Origin of the sequence: Nocardia puris (assembly GCF_036051655.1) — a bacterium.
Classification (GTDB): domain Bacteria; phylum Actinomycetota; class Actinomycetes; order Mycobacteriales; family Mycobacteriaceae; genus Nocardia; species Nocardia puris.
This window is the reverse complement of the sequence record NZ_CP107943.1, coordinates 3,942,989-3,966,185: the sequence shown is the minus strand read 5'-3', so window position 1 is coordinate 3,966,185 and position 23,197 is coordinate 3,942,989. Positions and strand designations below refer to the sequence as shown.

24 protein-coding genes and 3 pseudogenes are annotated in these 23,197 nt (G+C 66.8%); 9 read left to right on the top strand and 18 right to left on the bottom strand.

From position 1 onward, the window contains the following. Positions 1–58 precede the first annotated feature (58 nt). Positions 59–688 carry a hypothetical protein gene (locus tag OHB21_RS18180; protein WP_328439710.1) on the bottom strand — a complete coding sequence of 210 codons (630 nt, stop codon included), beginning with the start codon at positions 686–688 and terminating at the stop codon, positions 59–61. Between the two features lie 3 nt (positions 689–691). Beyond that, complete coding sequence (locus tag OHB21_RS18175; RefSeq protein WP_328439976.1) at positions 692–1,534, bottom strand: nucleoside hydrolase; 843 nt, start codon at positions 1,532–1,534, stop codon at positions 692–694. Between OHB21_RS18175 and OHB21_RS18170 the strand changes: the two genes are divergently transcribed. From OHB21_RS18170 to OHB21_RS18160, 3 genes are all read left to right on the top strand, one after another. Continuing rightward, on the top strand, positions 1,488–1,718 hold the full coding sequence (locus tag OHB21_RS18170) for a hypothetical protein (protein ID WP_328440162.1): 231 nt from the start codon (positions 1,488–1,490) through the stop codon (positions 1,716–1,718). The genes OHB21_RS18175 and OHB21_RS18170 overlap by 47 nt on opposite strands. A gap of 572 nt (positions 1,719–2,290) precedes the next feature. Continuing rightward, the gene (locus tag OHB21_RS18165; protein WP_328439708.1) at positions 2,291–3,664 is read left to right on the top strand and encodes a helix-turn-helix domain-containing protein; all 1,374 of its coding nucleotides are present in this window, start codon (positions 2,291–2,293) and stop codon (positions 3,662–3,664) included. Positions 3,665–3,699: 35 nt separating this feature from the next. Continuing rightward, positions 3,700–4,155 (top strand): hypothetical protein, encoded by a 456-nt coding sequence (locus tag OHB21_RS18160; protein WP_328439706.1) that lies wholly within the window; start codon positions 3,700–3,702, stop codon positions 4,153–4,155. Here the strand turns inward: OHB21_RS18160 and OHB21_RS18155 are convergent, their stop codons facing one another. The 7 genes and pseudogenes from OHB21_RS18155 to OHB21_RS18125 all read right to left on the bottom strand — a co-directional run bounded on the left by OHB21_RS18155 (position 4,156) and on the right by OHB21_RS18125 (position 9,291). Further along, the gene (locus OHB21_RS18155; RefSeq protein WP_328439704.1) at positions 4,156–4,305 is read right to left on the bottom strand and encodes a hypothetical protein; all 150 of its coding nucleotides are present in this window, start codon (positions 4,303–4,305) and stop codon (positions 4,156–4,158) included. A 66-nt stretch (positions 4,306–4,371) separates the two neighbouring features. Further along, on the bottom strand, positions 4,372–4,887 hold the full coding sequence (locus OHB21_RS18150) for an IS3 family transposase (RefSeq protein WP_328439702.1): 516 nt from the start codon (positions 4,885–4,887) through the stop codon (positions 4,372–4,374). A gap of 41 nt (positions 4,888–4,928) precedes the next feature. Next, positions 4,929–5,078 (bottom strand): annotated as a pseudogene (locus OHB21_RS18145) (DDE-type integrase/transposase/recombinase); the annotation flags it as partial. A 24-nt stretch (positions 5,079–5,102) separates the two neighbouring features. Further along, positions 5,103–6,902 (bottom strand): tyrosine-type recombinase/integrase, encoded by a 1,800-nt coding sequence (locus OHB21_RS18140; RefSeq protein WP_328439700.1) that lies wholly within the window; start codon positions 6,900–6,902, stop codon positions 5,103–5,105. A 525-nt stretch (positions 6,903–7,427) separates the two neighbouring features. Continuing rightward, complete coding sequence (locus tag OHB21_RS18135; RefSeq protein ID WP_328439698.1) at positions 7,428–8,492, bottom strand: tyrosine-type recombinase/integrase; 1,065 nt, start codon at positions 8,490–8,492, stop codon at positions 7,428–7,430. Between the two features lie 71 nt (positions 8,493–8,563). Next, positions 8,564–8,956 carry a hypothetical protein gene (locus OHB21_RS18130; RefSeq protein WP_328439697.1) on the bottom strand — a complete coding sequence of 131 codons (393 nt, stop codon included), beginning with the start codon at positions 8,954–8,956 and terminating at the stop codon, positions 8,564–8,566. 26 nt (positions 8,957–8,982) lie between these two features. Beyond that, positions 8,983–9,291, bottom strand: coding sequence for a transposase (locus OHB21_RS18125; RefSeq protein WP_067514889.1), 309 nt, complete (start codon positions 9,289–9,291; stop codon positions 8,983–8,985). 82 nt (positions 9,292–9,373) lie between these two features. On the opposite strand from OHB21_RS18125, the pseudogene OHB21_RS37755 reads away from it, so the two are divergent. The 3 genes and pseudogenes from OHB21_RS37755 to OHB21_RS18115 all read left to right on the top strand — a co-directional run. Then, positions 9,374–9,652: pseudogene (locus OHB21_RS37755) on the top strand (IS110 family transposase); the annotation flags it as partial. Positions 9,653–9,706: 54 nt separating this feature from the next. Then, positions 9,707–10,052 (top strand): annotated as a pseudogene (locus OHB21_RS37750) (transposase); the annotation flags it as partial. 165 nt (positions 10,053–10,217) lie between these two features. Next, entirely contained in the window at positions 10,218–11,282 is a 1,065-nt protein-coding gene (locus tag OHB21_RS18115; RefSeq protein ID WP_328439695.1) for a dTDP-glucose 4,6-dehydratase, read from the top strand. Here the strand turns inward: OHB21_RS18115 and OHB21_RS18110 are convergent. Beyond that, a complete protein-coding gene (locus OHB21_RS18110) occupies positions 11,279–12,382 on the bottom strand; it encodes a DegT/DnrJ/EryC1/StrS family aminotransferase (protein WP_328439693.1) in 1,104 nt (367 codons plus the stop codon). The genes OHB21_RS18115 and OHB21_RS18110 overlap by 4 nt on opposite strands. Beyond that, positions 12,379–13,563, bottom strand: coding sequence for an NAD(P)/FAD-dependent oxidoreductase (locus OHB21_RS18105; protein WP_328439691.1), 1,185 nt, complete (start codon positions 13,561–13,563; stop codon positions 12,379–12,381). The genes OHB21_RS18110 and OHB21_RS18105 overlap by 4 nt, the downstream gene beginning before the upstream one ends. Positions 13,564–13,688: 125 nt before the next feature. Here OHB21_RS18105 and OHB21_RS18100 point away from each other — a divergent pair, with 125 nt between their 5' ends. After that, positions 13,689–13,901: a hypothetical protein gene (locus OHB21_RS18100; RefSeq protein ID WP_328439689.1), complete on the top strand. Its 213-nt coding sequence runs from the start codon at positions 13,689–13,691 to the stop codon at positions 13,899–13,901. Between the two features lie 72 nt (positions 13,902–13,973). On the opposite strand, the gene OHB21_RS18095 is transcribed toward OHB21_RS18100, so the two are convergent. Both OHB21_RS18095 and OHB21_RS18090 read right to left on the bottom strand, forming a co-directional pair. Beyond that, positions 13,974–14,591: a hypothetical protein gene (locus OHB21_RS18095; RefSeq protein ID WP_328439687.1), complete on the bottom strand. Its 618-nt coding sequence runs from the start codon at positions 14,589–14,591 to the stop codon at positions 13,974–13,976. 255 nt (positions 14,592–14,846) lie between these two features. After that, positions 14,847–15,830 carry a nucleoside hydrolase gene (locus OHB21_RS18090; RefSeq protein ID WP_328439685.1) on the bottom strand — a complete coding sequence of 328 codons (984 nt, stop codon included), beginning with the start codon at positions 15,828–15,830 and terminating at the stop codon, positions 14,847–14,849. Between the two features lie 200 nt (positions 15,831–16,030). On the opposite strand from OHB21_RS18090, the gene OHB21_RS18085 reads away from it, so the two are divergent. After that, entirely contained in the window at positions 16,031–17,440 is a 1,410-nt protein-coding gene (locus tag OHB21_RS18085) for a hypothetical protein (protein ID WP_328439683.1), read from the top strand. Here the strand turns inward: OHB21_RS18085 and OHB21_RS18080 are convergent. The 4 genes from OHB21_RS18080 to OHB21_RS18065 form a co-directional block, all read right to left on the bottom strand. After that, positions 17,391–18,128 (bottom strand): HAD family hydrolase, encoded by a 738-nt coding sequence (locus tag OHB21_RS18080; RefSeq protein ID WP_328439681.1) that lies wholly within the window; start codon positions 18,126–18,128, stop codon positions 17,391–17,393. The two genes, OHB21_RS18085 and OHB21_RS18080, sit on opposite strands and share 50 nt — an antisense overlap. 1,087 nt (positions 18,129–19,215) lie before the next feature. Beyond that, positions 19,216–19,689: a hypothetical protein gene (locus OHB21_RS18075; RefSeq protein ID WP_328439679.1), complete on the bottom strand. Its 474-nt coding sequence runs from the start codon at positions 19,687–19,689 to the stop codon at positions 19,216–19,218. Then, on the bottom strand, positions 19,686–20,198 hold the full coding sequence (locus OHB21_RS18070; RefSeq protein WP_328435874.1) for a hypothetical protein: 513 nt from the start codon (positions 20,196–20,198) through the stop codon (positions 19,686–19,688). Before OHB21_RS18070 ends, OHB21_RS18075 begins: the two co-directional genes overlap by 4 nt. Next, positions 20,186–20,656, bottom strand: a complete 471-nt coding sequence (locus tag OHB21_RS18065; RefSeq protein WP_067509221.1) for a hypothetical protein — start codon at positions 20,654–20,656, stop codon at positions 20,186–20,188. The genes OHB21_RS18070 and OHB21_RS18065 overlap by 13 nt, the downstream gene beginning before the upstream one ends. A 278-nt stretch (positions 20,657–20,934) precedes the next feature. Between OHB21_RS18065 and OHB21_RS18060 the strand changes: the two genes are divergently transcribed. Further along, positions 20,935–22,272: a hypothetical protein gene (locus OHB21_RS18060; protein ID WP_328435870.1), complete on the top strand. Its 1,338-nt coding sequence runs from the start codon at positions 20,935–20,937 to the stop codon at positions 22,270–22,272. Here OHB21_RS18060 and OHB21_RS18055 read toward each other — a convergent pair. Beyond that, a complete protein-coding gene (locus OHB21_RS18055; RefSeq protein ID WP_328436921.1) occupies positions 22,253–23,017 on the bottom strand; it encodes a 2'-5' RNA ligase family protein in 765 nt (254 codons plus the stop codon). The genes OHB21_RS18060 and OHB21_RS18055 overlap by 20 nt on opposite strands. Positions 23,018–23,197: the final 180 nt, after the last annotated feature.

The window sequence follows — 23,197 nt, the reverse complement described above, 5'->3', positions numbered from 1 at the left end:
AATCAAGGCAGAGCGGGGATCACGTTCGCCACGGGCATCGATGACCACGGGCGGCTGATCACGAGCCGTCGACGCCTCGGACATCGAGCACCGAGGCGACGATCGCGTCCAGATCCAGCCACGGGCTCCACCGGAAGACGTCGGGAACGGCCAGCAGCGCGATCGCCAGGGCACCGGTGAGCGCCGTGCGCGCCACGTCCCCAGAGTTCTCGTCAGGGCCGATCCATCGCGTGTGCAGGCCGGCCTGTCCGCACACCCCGGCCAGCGACACCCCCGTCACCGGGGCCTGCGCGCGGTCGTGCGCGGTATCGACCATTTTCGGTTGCAGCATCGACGGGCGGTTCACCCACCGATCACGCACCATGCGAAGCATGTCGTGCCCGGGATCCGACCGCAGCAGCATCGCCTGATCCAGCACCGGAAGCAGACGGTGGCCGGCCACGATTCGGGTGCGCGGCCACAGTCGGCTCACCGCGGCGTCGGCCCGCGCGAGCATCTCGTCGTATCCCCGATCATCCAGCGCGACATCGCAGCCGAACCGAATCCGCACCCCCGCCACGTCGATGGGGGCGGGCGGGATCGCGACACCGACCACCGCGACCGCCTTTTGCTGAACATGCAGGACGGTCACCAGGTCCGAGGTCGCCGTGCCGGTGGGCACCGGGGCGGGTACATCGACACGCACCACGGCCTACTCCCCCGGCGCCGGCGCCGGTACTGCCGACATCGCGGCCGGCGACCAGCTGGTCAGGCGCTGAGACAGCCAGGCCACGAAGTGCGGATAGTTCGCGCCGGTGCTGACGAGGACGGACCGGCCTTCGGAATGATCGATCCTCATCCGGCCGTCCTCGCCGACGGTGATCGGCCGCCGTGCCACGCGGACGAATCCGAGCCCCAGCGCGACGGTCAACGCCAATGGGTCGTGCATCTTGCTGGTGTAGCCGGTCGCTGCCTCCCATCGATCGAAGTGCTCGGCCAACAGTGCCGCCCACGCCGGCGCAGTGGGCGCGGCCAGCCGGATGAGGATCGGATGCCCGGGATACAGCGCGATCTCGTCGGTGAACGTCACATCGGATACCACCAACGTCAGGTACCGAGCATGGGCGAGGACGTAGCGTGCCGCGTCGGGATCAAGCCGGAAATTGTGCTCGGCCTTGTCCGGGTCCCGGTAGTTGATGGCACCACCCATCTGGGTGATCACCAACCGGTCGACCAGATCCGGTTGGGCACGCAGCACCGCGGCGAGTTCGGTCATCGGACCGCATCCGAGCCACCGCACCGGCCCCGCGCTCTGCGCGCAAATCGCACGCACGGCGCCCACCACATCAACCGGCTGGGCGGAAACCCCAGAAGGAGTTACCCCCGACATCACCCAGTACTTCCGATTACCGAGATCCTGCCCCGTGATCACCGGCTCATCCCCCCGACCCAGCAGGTCGAGCTGGTGCCGCGTGAATCGAGCACGCTCGCCACCGATTTCGGCGGCCGTGATCACCGCCGCCACCTCGGGCACCCCCGCCGCGCAGGTCACCATGGTCGCGTCGTCGGCATCTCCGCCGTTGTCGGTACTGATCAACAGCGCAGACCCCTCCAGGCCCCCGAGCCCGCCGGGCCATGCGGAGGCCGACGCCGCACGCGAGAACATCGGCCCGCCGCCGTCGGATTCCGTCGCGATCGGCCCGCCCGAAACCTGGTCACCGGACGCCGAATTATTCTGAATCACAAGCGAACTCCTGGGGAAGGGATGGAATGAGCGAGCGCGCAGGACGGGCTCGATTCATGCGCCGGCATTCCGACCGCCACGCGTGCTCGCTGTGGTGGGCTGCCATACCCGCCCACCACGTGCGCGGGACATCTCGGCGGTCGCAGCCGACCGGAGACGATCGCGTCGAGAAGCCGGTCGTAGCGGACCGCCTGCTCGAGCAGCACCGGCCCCGCGCTCTGCGCGCAAATCGCACGAACGGCGTGCGTGGTGGCGTACATAGTCGGCGTGATCGGTGTGCTCTCGCGGGCCACCCCGCGCGGCCGCTACGCCGACAACGAGGAGTAGCGCAATCACCGTGACGGCGAGGATGATTTCCATGTCGGGTGCCTCCAGCTCCCTGGAACGGATGGAGTGCACCCGACGCCAGGGGTAAGGGGCCGACCTGGCGGCGGGTGCTGCCTTCACCCTCGCGCGCGGGTTGCTCCGAATGAAGTAGACGCCGGTACACGCCGGTATACGCTCGGTCTACGCATCTCCCACCAACCAGGGGTAACGGGTATGCAAGAGGCATGGACAGGTGCCGACGTGACAGCGCTGCGGAAAGCGCTGGACATCTCGCAGAAGGAATTCGCGAGGAAAATCGGCATCCACGAGAGCACGGTCAAGAAGTACGCCGCCCGCGGCGAGACGATCACGTTGGACGCCGAACTCGCGGAAGCGATGGACACGGCCCTCGCGTTGGCGACGCCCAAGCAGCGGGCGCGATACCTCGCCGCTAGGCAGACCCGTGTCTCGATAGTCCTGCCCAGAGATTCCGACGGCCCGACCGAACCCGTTACGCAGCAATGGGAGCCGGGCGTCTGGACTGCGGACTGCACCGCGATAGCCCATGACCTCACCCGAAAGGATCTAATGGTGGACCGGCGGCAAGCCACCCGCGCGCTACTCGGCGTCATTGTCGGCGCGAACTTGCTCGAGCCCCTCGAGCACTGGTTAGGTGCACCGGATGGCCAGCCCGAGACAGTGACCAGCGCCGCAGGGATCGGTATCCAAGAGGTCGAGCAGCTCGAGACCGCCGCGCGGGTGTTCCGCGAGTGGGATGACCAGTACGGCGGTGGCCTGCGCCGCAAGGCGGTCGTCGGCCAGCTCGACGAGGTAACCGACCTGCTCGACAGCACCATTTCGCCAGAGTTGCGCCGCCGCCTGACCGCTGTACTCGCGCAGCTGGCCGAGACCGCAGCCACGATGTCATGGGATTCGGGACAGCAGGCCGTCGCGCAGCGGTACTACGTCCTGGCGGTCCGGGCCGCCAAGGCCGCCAGCGACGCGCCGTTCGCTGCGCACGCGCTTTCCGGTATGGCCCGGCAGTTGCTGTGTCTCGGCCGCGCACATGACGCGCTCGAACTCGTGCGCCTGGCGCAGGATATCGCCGCGGACGAGGCGGCACCCGCAGTCCGGGCAATGCTCGATACCCGCGAGGCGTGGGCATATGCACAGCTCGGTAGACCGACTGCGTTCCGGCGGACTTCAGACCGTGCGTTCGAAACACTCGCCGCGACCAAGCCCAGCGACAACCCGTACTGGATTGGCTATTTCGATGCCGCCGAGTTCGCGGGCACCACCGGCGGCCGTTTACTCGAGATGGCGCAGCGCAACCCCGAGTACGCTGCACCGGCCGCCGAATACATCGGGCAGGCCATCGCTCTCCGCAGGCCGGACCGCTTGCGCAGCACGGCCCTCGACCAGCTCGGCATCGCTGAGGCTCGCCTGATCGAGGGCGAGGCTGAGGAAGCGTGTCGACTCGGGCACGAGGCTCTGACCACCGTGGAACGGACCGCATCCGACCGCGTACGGGTCAAGCTCGGCGAGATGTACCAACGAACCAGCGCACTCGCCGACGTCGCGGTCGTGGCAGAGTTCCGCGACAGGATGCGCCCTCTCATCGCCGCACCTGTATAGAAGTGGGTATGACTCGCATCGGTGTGACCGGACACATGAACATCACCGCCGACTCGGTTCCGCTCATCTACAGCGAGATCCGGCGCGTCCTCGAAGAACACGGCGATGCAGCCGATCTCGTCGGAATCAGCTGCATCGCCCGCGGTGCCGACTCGGTATTCGCGCAGGCCGTCCTCGATACGGGCGGCAGCCTCGAGGTCGTGCTGCCATCGCGGAACTACCGCGAGCGCAAGGTCAAACCCGACCACGCGCAGCAGTTCGACGAGCTGATCCGGCGCGCCGACACCGTGCGAGTGATGGAGTTCGACGAGGCAGGCCGCGAAGCATACGAGGCCGCGAACGAGGCAGTCGTCGGCACCTGCGACACCCTGATAGCCGTATGGGATTCCCAGCCCAGCGAGAAGGGCGGCACCGGCACTGTCGTGGAGCTGGCCCGTGACAAGGGCGTGCCCGTCGTCATCGTATGGCCCGACGGCGCTACACGCGGCTGATCAATAACGCTCGTCTTCCACAGGCGCACCGCCATGACGCTCCGTCTCGGCCGTGTCAGCTTGCAGGCGATAGTGCGCACGCAAACGCACGGTGAGCGAATCGAGCGACTCGCCCGGCACATGCCCGACACCGTCCAGGACGGCGACCACCGAGGCGACGATCTCGGCCGCCGGTGGGTGGCGCAGTGAGGTTCCCCCGCTAATCCGGGGAGCGGATTATCTGGTTCCAGCAGGAACCCGTTGATGGTAACCGGCTTCGTACTCGTCGGGTGATCGCCAGCCCAGCTTCTTCTGGATGCGCTGGGAGTTGTACCAGCCGTCGATGTAGGCGAACAGGGCGTTCTCGGCCTCGTCGCGGGTGCGCCAGGTCCGCCGGTAGACCAGCTCGGTCTCGAGAGTGGAGAAGAAGTTCTCCATCAACGCGTTGTCGTAGCTGTCGCCGACCGATCCCATCGATTGCGCGATCCCGATGTCGGCCAACCGATTAGCGAACCGGATCGCGGTGTAGGTCGAACCGCGGTCGCTGTGGTGAATCAACTGCCCGTCACGGATCTCCCGGCTCCAGACCGCGTATTCCATCGCACCGAGCACCAACTCGGTATCGCAGCGGTCAGAGGTCTTCCAGCCCACGATCCGATTAGAGAACGCATCGCGCACCGCGGCCAGCCAGAACGCGCCCTGCCCACACGGAACACGAGTGGCATCGGCCACCCACAGCCGGTTCGGTTCCACGGCAGTGAAGTTGCGTTCGACCAGATCCGGCGCGGGCCTGGCCCGCGGTCGGTGTGCAGAATGCAACCGGCGACATCACCGCGGCGGGCGACTGCATTGTTCAGCGCGGTGACCGCGAGTCGGGACTTCATCCGTGAATCGATCGAGTAGCCGATGATCCGGTTGGAGAAGACATCTTTGATCGCGCACATTCTGTGGAATCTGAAATGTCCTGTTTATGGCGGCTTTTCGGGGGTTATGGGGGTGATGGGCAGCAGGGTGGCGGTGGGTGGAACGCCGATCTGTCGGGGTGTGGCTCCGGTTGGGGCGGGGATGTCGATGAGGCGTTCGAGGAGCTGGTCGAGGGCGCTGTGTCCCTCGTCGACGGCGTTTCGTTCTTCGTCGGTGAGCGGGATGGTGGCCAGCATCCGTTGCAGGTTATCCTTGGCTTCGAGGAGTTGGCCTTTGCTGGAGTTCTTCGGGGTGTAGAAATCGCAACGGGCGCAAGCCATTCGGTGGGGACACTGTTCGAAGAATGTGTAGGTGCAGAAGCCGTGACCGAGGTCGTAGTGCTGCCAGGGTTCTCCGGCGGCGGCTGCGCCGGAGGTGACAGCTTCTCGGTCGACGAGGACCTCGATGGTGCGGATGTTGCGGGCGAAGTATCCGGCCTCGGAATATGCCTTGGACAGGGTATTCGGGGTGATTTTGGCGTAATGCTGGGTGGTGTTCGGGGTGCTGTGTCCGAGCCATGCCTGCAGCTCGAACAGGGTCATCGGCTCTTTGGCGTTGTAGAGCTGACTCGCGATCGTGGAGCGAGCGCGGTGGCTGGTGATGTTGCCGCGGACGTCGGCGGTGGGGACACCGGCCTTGGCGCAGAGCGCCGGGATCACGGTGCGGTTGATGTAGTACTTGGCGACAGGATGCGCGCGGACCGAGAACAGCATGTCGACGTGCTCGCTGGTTTTGCGGTCGAGCCGTTTCGGCTGGTCTGGCCGCATTTTCTGCCAGGTTTCGATGGCTTGTCCGACGATGGGGTCGACCGGTTTGGCGAACGCGGTGCCGGTCTTGTGGACCGGAACATCGAGCAGGCAGACCGCATCCTCGGCGAGGACGTCGGCGGAGTCGCCGGGGATGGGCTGCCCTGCGTGTTGCCAGCGGATGCAGCCCACTCGCAGGCGGGAGAGTTCGTCGCTGCGCAGCCCGGAGAACAACCAGGTCACCGTGATGGCGCGCACGAGCTCCATCGGATAGGCGGTGTCGCCGGAGGTGCCGGGCATGTCGGCGGGTTCGAGGTTGAGCCCGGCCCACAAAAGTTTGGCCCAGACCTCATCGGCGATCACGCGGGGATTCGGGCCGATCAGCGCGGCGACGCTGCGGGGAACGGCCAGGGCTCGGTTCGGGTCGAAGCGGCGGGGAATCCATTCCCACTCCTGGCAGTCCCGCAAGAACGTCCGGGCGGCATTGAGATTCTGAGCCTTGGTGCGGGGTGAGATCGGGGTGCCGGCCCGTTTGCCGAGGGCGTCGTGACGCTGAACCCAGTCACCGACACTCATTCGGTCGACGGCGGCGACCCAGGCCGCGCAGGTCGTTCTGGTCCAGTGCGACGGTTCGGTGATCTCGGGGTGCTCGGCGGCCAGCCAGCGACCGGCTTTGGCCATGATGTTGCGGACCGAGGCGCGGACCTTCGGAGTCAAAGTGGAAGTGGCATACCAGCGTTCGACCCACTGGGCCCAGGCAGGATCGGTTCCTTCGATTTCCTCGAACGGGAGGTATCCGCTGCGGACCGGCGGGTCGCAGTGTCCCAACTCGGCAACGGCTCGTTGCAGCGCGTAAAGCATCGACCCCTGGTGGCCGACGGTCGCGGGATGGGCCCGCAGCTGCTCGAACGCCGAGGTGGACAGGTCGGCGAGGCGAGGGCTGCCGTTGAGCAGCAACGCCTGGCTGAACACGCCGTGCATCCGAGTTCGGGCACCGTCGAGGCGGTAACCCCACCGGTCGAGCACCTGCCCCGCCTCATCCATCGCCTCGGCGACCACGGGATCGCCGAATATCAAGCAGGCCAAGTGAAATCGGTTGAACATGCCCAGGCGATGGAAGTCGGTGAACCCGCCGAGAAGATAGGCCAGGGCGACCACGAAGGGACGCACTGTCGACTCGGTCGGCATCGGCCGCGCGGTGGTGAATTCGCGTGCGCTGCCGCCGCAGAGCGCGGCCCACTCCCATGGGGTCCAGCCCCACCAGCTGCGGCCGGTTTCGGCGCAGTGGGCCAGCACGACCGCTGCCGCCTGCCTGCCGGCGCGGCGGAACCGATTCGGCGCCGTCGTGATGCAACCCGGCCACCGTCGCGTCCAGAGGCTCGACCAGCCGGGCCAGTGCCCGCCAATGCACCGCGGTCCGCCGCGGAATGCCCACGGCCTTGTTTCGGCGCAGCTGCTGCGGATCGAGCGCGGCCAACGCCGCGATCTCGGTGTCGCTCAACATGATCCGCCGGTCCCACCGCATTGATCCAGGCAGCCGGTGATCAGCGGCGGTGCTTATCCGCGCCCGGTTGGCGGCGGCGCTCATGCCGGCATGTCCGGTCCCGCGCCGGAACTCCCAGCGCGGGTGAGCATCTCGAGGCGCCAGGCATGGATCTGCGCCATGGAGGAATTCAGTTTGTCCGACAGATCCCGGCCCGACAGGTGGATATAGGTCAAAGTCGAGTCGGTGCTGCGATGCCCGGCGAAGGTGGCGATAGCATGCAGCTCCCAGCCCATTCTCGCCAGGTCGGTCAAGCACAGATGCCGAGTGGTATGGGTCGAGAAGTTCGGCACCTCGGCCGCTAATGCGATGCGCCGCACCACTTTCGACCACGTCCACAACGTCAGCGGCTCACTGCGGTTGCGGCGCGATTCGGACAGAAACAACCCACCCCGAGCCCTGCTCACCGTTGCCCGATGCCGCAGATACTGCGACAACAGCACTCCGGTCGACGCCGAGTAGGGGACCATGCGTTCCCGGCGGGTCTTGGTCGTCTCCGCTCGCACCCGCAGCATGCGAAGCGCGGGGTCGAGATCATCGGTGCGCAGCGAACACAGCTCTTCGCGGCGCAGCGCGGCATCGTAAGCCAGCGCCAGCATCACCCGATTCCGGATCGGCTCGGCGGCGAAGGCCTCCAGCAGTCGCAGCCACTCCGCCTCGCTGGGAATCCACGGCAACTTCACCATCCGTGGCACCAGTCCGCGGCTATGGTCGCCGAACCGCCCGGAAGGTGTATACCGGCCCCGCCCAACGGGATTCGACTCCCGAATCCCTTCCTCGACAAGGAAATCGAAGAACAACCGGACCGCAACCAGCCGCTGCTGCAGCGTCGCGTTGGCCAACCCCGCCCCCGAATCCAGCACCACCACATTCGCGCCGCGACGGCTCGGGCGCGTCGTCAACTCCCGCACGAACACCGCCACATCAGCCCGTGTCGCTGTCACCGGATCGATCCCGTCCCGCTCACACACCTGCAAAAATTCCGCAAGCCCCCGCGCATAAGCGTCGATGGTGCGCGGCGCACGACCCAGATCAGCCCAGACCCGTAGCCACTGCGCTGCCCGCGCGTGCCGTCCCAATACCGGCCACCGGTCGACCACCCTCATCCCGCCGCTCGCATCCACCCCCATAGTTCGTGGTCACAGGGGGCGAGGATGGCTGCGAGATTCCACGTAACTTATAAATACAGCTTGCCTTCACCGGTGTGATATTCGGTGATATCGCTGAGCCACAGGCGATTTGGTGCGTCGCTGCGGAAGTTCCGCCGCACCAGATCGTCATGGACGGGTGGCCCGGGTCTGCCGTTCTTGCCACGCCGAGGCTTGCCGAACGCACTCCACCACCGATTGCTCGAGCAGATCCGCCACGCGGTCCGCTCGGCCATCGTTTCCCCGGCCTCACGGGCCTCGTCGGCGAGAAATCGGTACCCGAACTCCGGATCATCGTGGTGCGCGTCGAACAAGGCGTTGGCCCGATACGCCTCGGCGACCTCGCCAGTGGTCACCGGATCTGCCAGCCATCGGTAGTAGGGCTGGCGAGCGAGCTGCAGCACCCGGCACGTCACCGCCACAGGGATACCTTCGGCGGCAAGCTCTTTCACGAGCGGGTAGAGCCTTTTCCCGGGATCTGTGCCTGCGACAGATACGCCGCGGCGCGGCGCAGGACCTCGTTCTCCTGCTCGAGCAACCGGATCCGGCGGCGAGCATCCCGCAACTCGACCGACTCACTGCGAGTGGTCCCGGGCTTGTTCCCGTCATCGATCTCGGCTTGGCGCATCCATTTCGACAACGTCATCGGATGAACCCCGAAATCGGCCGCGACCTGCTCCAGGGTCACTCCGTCGTCGCGGTTGCGAGCGACCCGCACGACGTCGTCGCGGAACTCTTTCGGATACGGCTTGGGCACTGCGACATCCTCTCAGGCCTGCCTCTCGGCAAGCCATCTCGGTTGTCACCCACCCCTGCAGCAGCCCCGAACCTCAGGGCACATGAGTCGCTACTGCGGGATAGACTGGGCCGAAGGTCATCACGATGTCGCCATCGTCGACCAGGACGGCACCCTGGTATCGAGGAAACGGATCGGCGACGATCCGGCCGGATTCACCGCCCTGACCGAGCTACTCACGGCGGCCGGAGACACCGCCACCGACCCGATCCCGGTCGCGATCGAAACCCCGCGCGGGCTCATGGTCGCCGCGATCCGCGCCACCGGCCGACCGGTTTACGCGATCCGCCCGATGGCCGTTGCCCGCCACCACGAACGCCACACCATGGCGCGGTCGAAGTCCGACCACGCCGACGCGATGACCCTGGCCAACACCGAGATCGGCGACGACCGAACCAGGTTCGCCGATGCCCGCGCCTTGAAGGCCTACGCCGGAACCGCACCCGTCACCCGCGCATCCGGACGCAGCATCTCGATCACCTTCCGCTGGATCAAGAACGACCGCCTCGCCGCCGCGGGCTGGGTCTGGGGATCTTCAGCGGCCGCCAACTCCGGACCAGCCCGCGATCACTACCTCCGCCGCAGAGCACACGGAGACCGGCACTCCGCTGCCCTGAGACACCTCGTGAACAAGATGCTCGGCCAGCTCTATCACTGCCTCCACAAACGGGCAGGAATTCGACCCGGCGAGAGCATTCGGGCAACCCGTCACACCCTGTTGATCCGCCTCGGGAGCTAAGAGGAGCACTCACCGACGATCTCGAATCGGAGATCCACACCTGTCCGGAAGAGTGCGGCACTGAGCCTCGGGGCCGACGCGCTGACAGGAATGTCAGCGGTGAACATGCGCGGGCTGGGGAAACAGTTAGTCGGCTACGCTGCCTGGCATGTCTGTCTACCTGGTCACCGGTGCCGCTGGATTCATCGGCGCGAACTACGTGCACTTCCTGCTCGAACGCGAGCCGGACGCACACGTGGTGGCGGTGGACTACATCGGGTTCGCGGGCAACGTCGCGAACCTGGATGCAGTGATCGACAAGGTCAGCTTCGTTCAAGCCGATATCGCCGACCTGGCAGCGATGGAAGCGATCTACCGGCAGAACCGGCCGGACTTCGTCGTCAATTTCGCTGCCGAGTCCCACAACGATCGCGCGATCCTGGGGCCGTCGGTGTTCATGCGATCCAACGCCTTGGGCGCGCAGGTGATGGCCGAGTGCAGCCGGTTGATGCCGGTGACCTCGCATGTGCATGTGTCGACCATCGAGGTCTACGGGGAACTGGCCGCCGGGCAGCAGTGGTTTACCGAACGCTCACCGTTGAACGCGAAGACGCCCTACTCGGCGGCGAAGGCGGCCGGGGATCAGATGGTACGCGCCTACATGGCGACCTACCCGGACCTGAATATCCGCATGACGCACTGCGCCAACAACTACGGTCGCTTCCAGCTGCCGGAGAAGCTGATCCCGCTGGCAGTGACGAACCTGCTGCGCGGCCGCAAGGTCCCCGTCTACGGAGATGGCTCGCAGTCGCGGGACTGGCTGCACGTCGAGGACCATTGCGTGGCCGTGCACCAGGTGCTACACGCCGACCTCCCCCCGATTCCGGCGGCCGCGAGCACCGATCCGGGATTGCTGCCGATCTTCGACATCTCCGCGCGCTGCGAGGTCACCAACCTCGAAATCGTCCACCGTGTCGTGACTGAGCTCGGTCTCGACCCGAGCGAGTGGATCGAACACATCCCCGACCGGCCCAACCACGACCGCCGCTACCTCATCAACCCGACCAAGCTCGAAACCGAGCTCGGCTGGGCACCAACGCGCGACTTCGACGCAGGGATCGCCGAGACGGTGGCCTGGTATGTCTCCCACCGTGACTGGTGGGAGAAGATCATCACCGAAAAGGGCGACCTCGGGTTCGACTGGTCGCGGGTCGGCCCAGCCGCGGTCAGCTAGCGCGCGGTCGCGAGCGACGCCGCGACGGCGGCGATCACCTTCTCCACCGTCACGGTGTCCATGGCCCGCCATAACGGCAGGCAGATGTGGCGGGCGGCGAAGTCCTCGGCGTGGGGGAACCGGTCATGCACGTTGAGGTCGGCGAACACCGGCTGTCGATGCAGCGGTTGCTCGTAGACACCGCGGGCGAGGATCACTCCCTGCTCGGCGACTGCCGCCCGTACCGCGTCACGATCAGCACCGTCGGCCAGTATCGCGACGCATTTATGGCCGCTGACCTGGTTGTTGTCGCCGATCTCGGGGAAAGCCAAGCAGGGACCGGCGAGGCTACGCTGGTAGCGGTCGATGATGGCGCGGCGGGTGCGGGTGTTGGCGGTGAGCTGGTCGAGTCCGATCACACCGATCACCGCGCCGATCTCGGTCATCCGCCAGCTGTTGCCCGCCAGGGTGTGAACGCCGTCGCTGTCTTTGCCCTGGTTGCGGTATTGGCGCGCGAATGCCGCGAGGGTGTTGTCGCTGGTGGTGATCGCGCCGCCCTCGCCGCCGGTGGTGACGACCTTGGTCGCGAAGAACGACCAGGCCGCCGCGACCCCGAAGCCACCCGCCGGGATGCCGTGCAGGTGGGCGCCGTGCGCGTGGGCGGCGTCTTCGACCAGCGCCGCTCCCGCACGCTCGCACATCGCGACCAGCTCAGACAGTTGCACGCTGAGGTAGCCGCCGATGTGGACGACCACCACAGCGGCGACCGCGCTGGTCAGGCGCGCAGCGAGATCATCGAGGTCGGGATACAGGCCTGCGTCGTAGAGTTCGACGCGGGCCCCCGCCCGCGTCGCGGCCGCCGCTGTCGCGTAGTTGGTGTTCGTCGGGACCAACACGGTGCGGCCAGCGACATCTAACCCGGCGAAGATGATCTCCAGCGCGGTCGACCCAGAATTGACCGCGACCGCCTCACGGGCGCCGGCCAACGCGGCCACGCGCGCCTCGAACGCTTCGGTGTGCCGACCCAGCACCAGATCGCCCGACCGCAGGATTTCGGTGATCGCGGCCCCTGCCATGGCGATCTCGGCTTCGCTCAACGCGGCGGTGAACGGTGTGATCATCGTGCCACCTGCATCGACTCGCTGACCCACGGCTGCCCGGAGACCAGGCCCCGCGCGTCATCGACCGCGACCGCCCGATCGGCGCGCAACGCCACAGACTCCGACGTGCCGGTGATCGCGGCGGCGACGTGACGCGATGCGTGCATCGCCAGGGTCATCTTGCCGGGCAAGACCGTCCACAGCCCTTGGAGCTGTTCTCGGGCGGCGTGGTCGATGACCGCGAAGTTCGGTGCGGTGCCCCACTGGTCGGCGTCTTCGCCGAGGTGTTCGGTTTTCGAGCAGACCCACGCGCTGGCGCGGCCGTGGGCGATGATTCCCGGCGCGAGCCAGTCCCGCAGTTCGGCATCGAGCGCGGCGGCCTCGCCGGTGGGTACCGGCCACCGGGCCGCCCTGGTCACCGTGGGCTGGACCCCGCCGTAGCGCGAGGCCAGCACCACCCCGGCCGTAGTCGGCGCCAACGCGGGCCACCCGAACTCAAGCCCGATCAGCGGCCGCGACAGGACACCGGGGTAGGCGGTGAGCATCTCCAACCGCGACGACAACGCGGCGCCGATGATCGAGCCCGCGTCATCGAGCAAGGCGCGGGTACCGATGCCCGCGCACACCACCACCCTCGGCGCGGGTACCAGCGCGTGTGCTGCCGCGACGCCACGTACCCGGCGATCCTCGGTGACGATCCGCGCGGCTTTCACCCCGACCGAGATTTCCACACCTAGCCGGATACATTGTGCGGCAAGTTGATTCAGCAGTGCGTGGGTGTCGATGACCAGTTCGCTGATCGCGCACGCGGAGACATCGCGACCATCGACCCGCAGGACCTCGCTGATCTCGCGGCTATCGACGCGCTGGTGGACGATGTCGTGGCGTCGCCACAACTGACGGTAGATGTGCATCGTCTCCGGCGTGCCGTAGTACCAGCACGGTTGAGTGGTGACAACGCAGCCGGGAAACGCTGTCCGGTAGGCGATCTGGGCTTGAGCGCAGGCAGTGACGATCTCGGGATGCCATCGCGCGTACAGCGCCCCGGAGTGGATGAGGCCGTGATTGCTCGTCGTCGCACCCGCACCCAGCAGGTCACGCTCGATCAGCCGCACCCGCATGCCCGCGCTCGCTAGCCGTGCCGCGCTCATCAACCCGGCGATCCCGCCGCCGATGACGACACAATCGATCTCGCTTTTCATCGCACCCCCTGCGTTAGGTTGGGGCATCGGATTGGCCCGGTGTCTGGTCTCCAGGGTGGTGCGAATCGAGCCGGCATTGACGCGTTCGGCGTCTCCGGCCGTCTACACCTCGAGAGCATCGATCCATGACGACCCAGGGTCGCAGTGGGTGGGATGAGCGTGAGGCCGCCGCGGTGGCCGGCGCCCAGCTCAAGGCCTCCGGCGCGCGCTGGTGCGCTGCGCCGTCATCGGGCCGCGACGCCCAGTTCGGCGGCGCCACCGCGGCGCTCATCATGAGCGCCTGCCCGGCAGGCGGGCCAACCCGCCGTGAGCGGGAACCGGTGCGCGGTTGCCGCTGAACGGCGTAGGCTCGCACCGCCACACGTCGATCAGGCCAGCCGCAGCGCAGACGGCGGTGCGGGCGATGGTGGTCACAACGTCCTCCGTGCCGGGTCACCCAGCGCCGCGCTCACGAGCACATCCACGTCCAGGCCGGGCCGCGACCAGCGATACCCCGCCCCGGCCAGCTCGGCCGAGGCCAGCAACGCCATCGCGACCGCACCAGTCAGCGCAGCCCGCTCGACACCCTCCAGCCCGGGATCGGGACCGATCACCGTGCTCTGCAGCCCCGCCCGCCCACACGAGGCCGCCAACGGACTCGCAGCGGCTGTGCGCGGCACGCCGCTCAGGTCCCAGGCGGTGTCCACCAACTGGGGATGTTCGGTGAGCGCGCGATCCACCCACAAACCCCGCAGCGTGGTCAACAGGTCCTCACCGCCGACCTGCTGCCTCAACATGAACACGAGGTCCAGCGCGGTCAGCAGGTCGTGGACCGCGACGATCCTCGAGCGCAGCCACTGTCGGCCCACGGCCGCGCCGGCGATCTCCACCGCGGCGTCGAGATCGATGTCAGGGTCACAGACCACGGTGTCGTACCCGACCGGAATCAGCTGCCCGGCCAGTTCCACCGGTTCTCCCGGGATCGGTAGCCAGCACACCGCCACGGCCACCAGACCGGACAGGTCGAACACGGGGTGCAGCGCAGTCACCGCCATTCCGTCGACGCGAGCAGGCACAATCGCACGCACAACGACCTCCTAGTAATTGGGATTCAGTGGTCCATGGCGTCCAACTCAAGCGGATGCCGCGCGCTCCCGGGACAGACCCGGTCGCGGAGGCACCGACGGCGCGGACCGGCTGGACGTCGCGTGTCGAAACGTCGTAGTGCTCACCGGCCCGCGACGTGGCTCTTCGCCCGCCCACCCCGTCGGTCAGTCGACGCGTTTCCGGCGCACTGTGCTCATTCATCGCAGCGCCTCCGTGCACGCGGATTCTGTTGTGGTGTCAGGGATCTTGTGCGCGCCGGGAAGGCACCGCGACATCCAGGTATGGAACGCGATCAGATCGATCCGGGTCGACACCTCCACCGACGCGCCGCGCGGCACCCGATACATACGCGCGTCCGCCGCGATATGGATCGTCTCCGCTGCGGACTCGACCACGCCCGGCACACCCAGCGCCCACGCCAGTGCCAGGGGGTCGGCCATCCAGCTGCCCGGCCGCCACGACCGATCACCCACCGTGCTCGACGGCCGCCGCGCGAACCACCCCGCGGCGTTCGCCGCGACCACGGCAGTCTCCGGCGGCGAGTCCGGGCCGGTGAGCCATCCCATCAGCGGTGAGTCCGGTGTGAGCCGCAGCCCCGCGTCATTGGTGTGGGTCGACAGCAGCAGCCTCGGCGCCGGCACCATCCGCAGGACCAGGCCCGCCGCCGCGCGGTCCAGCCTGAGCTTGTGTGAGGCGCGCGACATGCACCGATACGCGTCGAGCCAGCCACCCATCTGCACCAAGGTGATCGCCTCGGCGAGATCGGGCCTTGCCACCAGCACGCGCGCCACGTCGGTCAACGGCGCCATCCCCACAACGATCGGCTCGGCCTGCTCGCACAAGTCGACCAGAGCATCCACCACCGCCGATTCGACAGCGCCAGAAGAGATGTCGGGGACCAGATAGTCAGGCAGAACGAACCGCTGCGGCGATCCCGGCAACTCCGAGCCCGCCACTACCCGGGCGTCCTCACGCCCTAATCCGTCGAGGAAGGCGCGCAGCACACGGGCACGGCGCCCGCCCGGATCATCAGCCGACACCACCACCAGCCGATCGCGGCCCACAACGCGCGCCGCGATCCAGATCGCGATCACGTCATCGAGGTCATACAGCGCGTCGGTCCAATGACCACGACGGCGGTCGACCGGAATGCCCATGGATTCACCACGCTGCTCCTGCATCTCGCACTGGATGTTCGGAACCCGCTGCGGCTGGTTCCGGGAATGGGTTCCTGGTGAAAATCGTGGCCTGTCAGTAGCATTGGGAGGAACGGCGCAGTGTGGGCGTAGTGTTGGCGTACCGTAGGCGTTTCCCAGTTCAGGAGCGGGAATTAGGGGGCCGCATGATACGAGGGCGGGCGTGGACCGGCTACGAAGCTGCCGTGTTGCAAGAGGCGATGAGACAACCGGTTCGGCAGTTCGCCGAGATGCTTGGCGTCGAAACCACCACGATCAGCAATTGGAAGTCGGGACTGAGCGCGGTCAAACTCCGCGCGCACACCCAATCACTCCTCGACACCGCCTACGCACAACGAGCCACGCCGGAAGACCGGGAACGTTTCGAACAGATCGTGGCCGAAGGCGAAACCGCTTGGCGTGCGCGCCACCCGAAAACCGCGCGTAAAGGCAAAACGGACTCGAAAACCGGTGAGGTGGCCCGCGCTGATCTTGCCGCTGCCCCCAAGTCAGTGGTGGTGAGAACGGACGTGCCGTTGGTCGGGAACCACGACTACCCCGCGCCGACCGGTGACCTCGCACCGATCAGCAGCGCGGCGTTGGTTGAGACCGATCACCCAGCAATCACGGAAGATCCTTCGGCGCTGATGCGAACGCGGGCTACGCCGGGATCTCTGGGCAGTTTCGCCGCCATGACCGATCTGCTGGCTGGTCAGCGCCAAAGCTTGGCGCCCGATGCGCTCATCGGTCCGGTCGAGGCTCACCGAGATGCTGTCGCGTCGTTGTTTCGAGCTGCGACCGACGGTGTGATCAAGCGGCGGGCGGGGGCGCTGCTCGGCGAGACATCCGTTGTGGCGAGCCGGGTGTGGAGCGCCATCGGTGACCGGTCGATGGCACTCACCCACGCTGCGTTCGCGCGCAAGCTCGCCGACCAACTCCAGGACAAGACGTTGGGCGGTATCGCACGAATCTTCGAGAGCAATCTCCGCTCGGATGCCGCCACGTTGATCAGTTCGGACGGTGACGTGGTCATCGGGCTCCGAGTACTGAACGAAGCAGCCGGCCTCGCTGCCTTCTTGCCACCGGCGGCGCGAGCACGAATCGGCGCCGAGCAGGCGCAGGCTTACGCGGTGCTTGATCTTCGGGATGAATGCGAGGCGGCGCTGACTCGCGCGCAGCGCGCCGCGGAGAGTATCGATGGAGACAGCCGCTCCGGCCTGTTCAGCGACTGGAACAGCACCCGGATCCAAGTCTATGTCGGCACCTGCCAACTCCTCCTCGGTCAACCGAAACACGCTGTCGCCGCCCTTGCCGCCGCGCTGGACTCGCCCGAGATGGACAGCCCCAACGTCGCCCTGGCAGCACGCGTCGACCTCGCTAGTGCGTACGCGCTGGCAGGAGAACTGGACGAGGGATGCCGGGTACTCGGCGATACCTACGAGGACCTGGCAACAATGGGCAATCGCCGTGGGCTCGAACGAGCGCAACGCGCAATCGAGAAGATGGCTCCCTGGCAGAACGAGAAGCCGGTCCTCGCGCTGATGGAGCGAGTACGCGAAACCTCGCCTAACGATCGAGCTTCGCAGCTGATCGAATCGTCTGTGCCGAACGGATAGCCTCGAGAACCTTGTCGGGATCCAGTCGGTCCACGACCGCATCCGGCGAGTGTTCCCACAGCTCCTCGGAGGCAATCCGGTGGGCCACCGCGACAACTCCGAATCCGGCGTGCCGAGCGGTAGCGATGTCATTCGGCGCGTCGCCGATGATGACGGTCCGCACAGGCTCGATGGGGTGCTGGTACTTCGCCTGATACCGGTCGGCGACGAACGCGGGCAGGGCGAACCGCTCCCGCGCGTCTGAGCCGAAGGCACCGATATCGAGGTCGAGGTGCGAGTCCAGGCCTGCAACAGCCAGCTTGAACTCGGCCGACACACGCAGGTTCCCGGTGAGCGCCGTCTGGACGTACCCGTCCTTCGCCAACGCAGCGATCGTTTGCACAGCACCCGAATACGCTGCCTGATCGCGGGCGAGCTCAGCCTCTCCCTGCCTCATGACCTCCATCAGCACCTCGGCATATCGGCTGAAGCCACGTTCGGCCGCATCCTCGGCGACTCCCGAAGCTACGGCCGTGTCCACGACAATGGACTCGTCGGTGTAGCCATGTATCCGCGCTGCGGGGAACACGACAGCTGACTCTTCAATGTCATAGGTCCGGGCTACTGCTCGCCGCAACCAGCGCAAATCGGCCGGAATCAGCGTGCCGTCCACGTCCCAGATGATCAGCCCTGCCCATGTCTCAGCCATGTTCACCGATTCTGGCAGACGGTAGCGGACCCCGCAGCGGCCAGCCGTTCACCCAGCACGTACAGCGCCCACGTCCAAGGAACCGCTCCCGTATCACCGTCCTCACGCACGGCCGGCAAGTTCATCTGGTCCTGCCTGGCGTACGGGATCGCCGCAACGATCTGCCCTCCTCCGATAGCCTCGACCAACTGATCCACGACATGAACACTCGCGCGACAGCAAGTTAACGCGGCCTAGCCTGGGGATTCCGCGAGAGGGCGAGCACTTATCCGGTTCATGGTCTCCCATCGCCACCGTCACCATGCAAACTCGAACGGACTGCTGTAGGGAGTGACCCGACCCCCGTGAGGTCGGGGACCGCTGCACAGGTAGGTGACGCCGACAAGCCCTCCGCACCCGCATCGGCGACCCCGACACCACCCGGGCCCAGCTGGAGATGCTGCCTGCGCCCGCTGCCCCCGACCGTGACGCTCGGTGTCCTGCCCCGGTCGCCGCAATTGCCTTCCTCGACAACGAATTTCATCCTCTACGACGACACCCCGCTGTCATGGACACGGTAACCGGGCAGCCTCCGGTTCACCGACCACACCAGCATCCGTGACTACCGCACCGTCGTCAACACACTCACTACGCGGGCGCGTTTTTCGGCACCGACGCCGAAACCCTCATCCGCCAAGCCATCACCAGCCACCCAGTAACCGGGCCTCGCCAGCCCCGCCGTCGCGGGAACCCCCGGCACCCACACGCGCGGGCGGGCGGGCGAAGTAGAGGAGACTCCGGGACAGCCGGTATCGGTGATGCCCCGCCGCCCGCACCGGTGTAGTTGTCGAACCGACCATGCCGGGGCGCGGCCCCTATGGCGACCGGGCGGAGCGGGAGCCGGGCATGGGGTTGCGCGGCGGGTGATGGGTGGCGTGCTAGCCCGGTGGAGCATCGCCACACCGAGACCCTTGACAGCTGTGGGGTCGAGGGCGGGGAGGCGGATGTAGCCCACCGCGACCGGTTCGAGCAGGATCACAGGAGTCGCTGGCTTGCGTTGTGGGAGTGTGATTCTCATGGCCGATCGTGATCCTGTGAGCGGTGAGCGTCAGGCGCTGGCGAGCAGTGTTGGTGTGGTGGGCAGTCGGTAGGTTCGCCGGTCCAGGCCGGTGACGAGATCGTTGTAGGCGTCGACCAGGACGGCCAGCTGGCGCCAGGCGCCGTGGACGCGAGTGTCGTCGGCGGGGTAGGTCATGAGCAGCCGCCACGCGCGGACTTGGGTCGCGGCGATCCGGTCCACCAGTACACCCACCGTCTTCGGATACACCCGTGCGGCCCGGTGCGGGCTGGGGAGTCGAGGCTGCAGCCACCTGTCGATCGCCTGAATGACACGGGCTCTGCGGGAACGGGTTTCGTGTTCTGCCGGGTGGTCGAGCAGACGGGTGTGCAGGATGCCGAGTTCATGCGCCCACCCGGTGATGGGGTGCGGGCCGATGTGCTGGCCTCGGATCGCGGCGAGCAGGCCATCCTGGCCCGGCCACGCCAGATCTTCCCCGCGGCCGGGCGAGGACCATGCGGTCACGGCAGCCTCACCTCCCTATTCGGAATGAGTGGGAGTGCTTGGTAAGAAGCAGATTTCGCCGCGTTCAGGATCTGGTCGCTGGGCGGCAATACCATTACACCCGAACCCGTGCCGGTGTTCGTGTTGGGGGCGCGGCGTGGTGCGGTGATCCAGTACCAGCCGGTGTGGGACGAGGTGGGCAGCGGCACCCGGCTGTCCGGAGCCAGCGTGATGACACCGCGCTCGGCCAGGGACCGCGCGGTGAGTTCCCCGATCACCACGCGGCTGGGCCGGACCAGAAACCGCCACTGCCGACGCCGGGGATGCCCGAGTACTGCTGCGGTGGGCAGGTGTCGGGAGACCAGCCGCCCGACTGGTTCGGGCATCTCCACCACACCGAGACGGTCGCTGGTCAGCACCGACAGGTTCACGTCGTTCTGGTCCACCGGAAGCCCGAGTCGCTCACGGTAGACGTAGGCGACCTCGTGCGGGGTGACACAAGAACCGATGAATCCGCTCATCTCGGGCACGGCGTCCCCCTCCGGCTCGCCAACGCCATCCGCACCGATTCGAGCACCACCATCCCCGAGGGCCGGAAAGTGCTGCATGGTGCGGTGATCCACGCCCGCACCTGTGCGCCCCTGTCGGTGGGTGAGGGCAGCACGATCTCGTGACCGCGTCGCAGCACCTGCACGCCGAACCGCCGCAGCTGGGCGATATCCGGTACTTCCCGCAGCGGGATGTCCGAGCGGACCAGCATCGTCCACGTGTGGCTGCGTGGGTGGGAGATGATCGGTCCGCCATCGCGCTGGCGGCGCTCCAGATCCAGTTTCACCGCGTGCCCGACATCGGCGGGCATCGAGATCGCCCACACCAAGTTCGTCGTGAAGCTGATCCGCCCGGTCCCATCCCGAACCGCAGCAGGCAGACCGCAGACGGTGCGGTAGTAGCGGCACCGCGAGACCGGGGTGTCGCTGGTGCCGGTCATGACGGCCACCCAGTTCCGGTGGAGCAATCCATGGACGCCTCCCTGCCAGGCTCGTCGGGTCAACGAGCACCCGGTACCGTGGACGCTCGTGCCCGCCCACCTCCACTCCCGGCGGGCGAGCACGCCGTGCAAGGGGTCACGGCGGATTTCCCCGGTACCGGGTGCCGGGTTTCAGCCTGCCCCGCAGGAGGTTTGGTCCGGAACCGCGTTATGGCGGCGTATCGTGGGCGTATTGTGGGCATTTGCCCAGTTCAAACGCATGCGCAGAGGTGGGGATCATGGTCAGAGGGCGGGAATGGACCGGATTCGAAGCAGCAGCCCTGCAAGAGGCGATGCGCTGTTCGGTCCGGGATTTCGCGGCGATGCTGGGCATCGAGACGACCACCGTGACCAACTGGCGGACTGGTCTGGGCAGTGTTAGACCGCGTACCAAAGCTCAAGGCATTCTCGACACCACGTATCAGCAGCGCACCACGCCCGAAGATCGGGAGCGGTTCGCCCAGATCGTGGCCGAGGGTGAAGCAGCATGGCGCCGACGGCGTTCATCCGCATCACGGCAGCGCGACTTACCCGAGCCGGTCGCGGCCATCGTGGCAGCAGACCACGACGTTTTCGAGGGGCCGTCCGAGGTGGTCGAGCGGATGCGTCTCCTTCAAACCCGGGAAGTCGATGACGCGGTGCTCGATGTCATCGATCTGGCGCTTGCCGATCTCCTTGACCGCTACGAGCTGGAGGGGCCCGTCCGCCTCGCGGGTGAAGTGCGCGCGTTGCGCCGGGAAGTCGATGCGCTACTCGACCTGTGCCGTCAGCCGCGACAATCGCAACGGCTGTTCCGGCTGGCGGGACAACTCGCCGGCGTGCTCGGCTACATGGCGGTCAACCGCGGTCGCTTCCACCACGCGAACATCTACAGTCGCGAGGCGTTGAGCGTCGCCGAGTTCATCCAGGACACCGACCTGCAAGCCTGGGCCAAGGGGACACAGAGCTTTTGCGCCTACTACAAGGGCGACTACCCCGGGGCCGTTGCGCTGGCCGAAGAGGGCATCCGACTCGCGGCTGGTGGTCCACAAGCGATTCGGCTCTACACCAACGGACTTGCCAGAGCACTGGGCCGGTTCGGCGACAGGACCGGCGTCGAGCGCGCGATCGACGCGGCGATGTCGGTCGCCTCGACAGTCGACACGCCGTCTGGCTTGAGCCCGGCACTGTCGTTCGCGGCGTACAGCGAGGCTCGATGGAAAGCCAACGCGGCCACCGCGTATCTCACCGTGGGTGAATACGATAAGTCCCTCGCGTACGGCCGACAGGTCGAAGACCTTGTCAATTCCTCGGATTCGGCATGGAGCCGTTCGTTGGTGCGATTGGATATGGCCACCGCGTTGGTGCACCAGCCACACCCGGACATCGAGTACGCCATGGATCTCGGTATCGAAGCACTCGACGCCTCACGCCACCGTCCGATTCGCTCGGTCTGGCAACGATCCCACGACCTCGCGAACGCGGTCGCGACCGTCGATACACGCAAAGTCGATGACTACATCGGCGAGCTACGCGAATGGACGGCCAGCGCCAAACCGATCGCCGCTCCCGAAAACCCTACGTCCCCAGCGCAATAGCGGCGCACTCCACCCAACGATACCGATGGTCGGTCCTCCACAGGCGAACAAGCTTCACCCGATCGACCGACACCGAAACCGGCTCGATGTCGCGCAGTGCCGCGACCATCTCGATCACCGGAGCCGCCGGACGCCGCTGATTGTTGTACGCGATGCCCAAATGCGGGCGAAACCGCGACGTCGGCTTCGGCGCAGGCGTGGGGCGAACGCTGATCACGCTCATCCGCAGCCGCTCATGGAGATCCACCAGCCGCTCCCAAGGCGTCACCGACAGGCGAATTGCGCTGCGCGAGCCCGCCAACGGCCCCACCTCCACCGAGAACGACGCCAGGCCGGCCAGCCGCTGTTCGGCGGCCGCGACGAACTGCGGTAGTTCCGGGTCTGTGATGTCGTCGGCCGCGCCCACCTTCACGAGCGTCACGTGCAAACCTTCGGGTGGAATCAGATCCAGATCCGTCGTATCGAGGCGATCCTGACACCGCGCGGCCAGCGCGACAAGTTCCTCTTCGGCGAAAGTCAGATACCAGTAGTACGCCGCGTAGCCCGGCACCCACGCCTTGAGACTCCAATGATCCTCGAGCTGCACCAGCTCCTTGTACGCGCGCCAATCGTTCACGCGAATCGCCTCGGCATCGGCGAGCGAGTCGGGTACGCCCGGGGGAAACGAAACGCCACCGGCCACCTCGTCGTCCATCCCAGCATCACCGTGCAGCGAGCGGTCAGCAGTGTTGAAGCGACGATTCACAACGCTGAGTCTAGGTGTCCCCGCGCGGCGGAAGGCCGCCTCATCGCATGCCCACATCCTGTCGAGCGCACACCAGCCAACGGCGGCCCCCACCGCCGTCGAGCGCGGCGAAGATCAGTCGTCTCGCCAATGTGGGACCTGGTCACGAACCCGGCATCGCACGGCAGCCTGGCTGCCGCG

Excerpts from the sequence above, each read along its gene's own strand:
- OHB21_RS18105 (WP_328439691.1), bottom strand. The coding sequence starts at position 13,563 with ATGAAAAGCGAGATCGATTGTGTCGTCATCGGCGGCGGGATCGCCGGG.
- OHB21_RS18065 (WP_067509221.1), bottom strand. The coding sequence starts at position 20,656 with ATGACCGGCACCAGCGACACCCCGGTCTCGCGGTGCCGCTACTACCGC.
- OHB21_RS18115 (WP_328439695.1), top strand. The coding sequence starts at position 10,218 with ATGTCTGTCTACCTGGTCACCGGTGCCGCTGGATTCATCGGCGCGAAC.
- OHB21_RS18175 (WP_328439976.1), bottom strand. The coding sequence starts at position 1,534 with ATGGTGACCTGCGCGGCGGGGGTGCCCGAGGTGGCGGCGGTGATCACG.
- OHB21_RS18160 (WP_328439706.1), top strand. The coding sequence starts at position 3,700 with ATGAACATCACCGCCGACTCGGTTCCGCTCATCTACAGCGAGATCCGG.
- OHB21_RS18090 (WP_328439685.1), bottom strand. The coding sequence starts at position 15,830 with ATGCAGGAGCAGCGTGGTGAATCCATGGGCATTCCGGTCGACCGCCGT.
- OHB21_RS18135 (WP_328439698.1), bottom strand. The coding sequence starts at position 8,492 with ATGAGGGTGGTCGACCGGTGGCCGGTATTGGGACGGCACGCGCGGGCA.
- OHB21_RS18080 (WP_328439681.1), bottom strand. The coding sequence starts at position 18,128 with ATGGCTGAGACATGGGCAGGGCTGATCATCTGGGACGTGGACGGCACG.
- OHB21_RS18110 (WP_328439693.1), bottom strand. The coding sequence starts at position 12,382 with ATGATCACACCGTTCACCGCCGCGTTGAGCGAAGCCGAGATCGCCATG.
- OHB21_RS18060 (WP_328435870.1), top strand. The coding sequence starts at position 20,935 with ATGGTCAGAGGGCGGGAATGGACCGGATTCGAAGCAGCAGCCCTGCAA.
- OHB21_RS18100 (WP_328439689.1), top strand. The coding sequence starts at position 13,689 with ATGACGACCCAGGGTCGCAGTGGGTGGGATGAGCGTGAGGCCGCCGCG.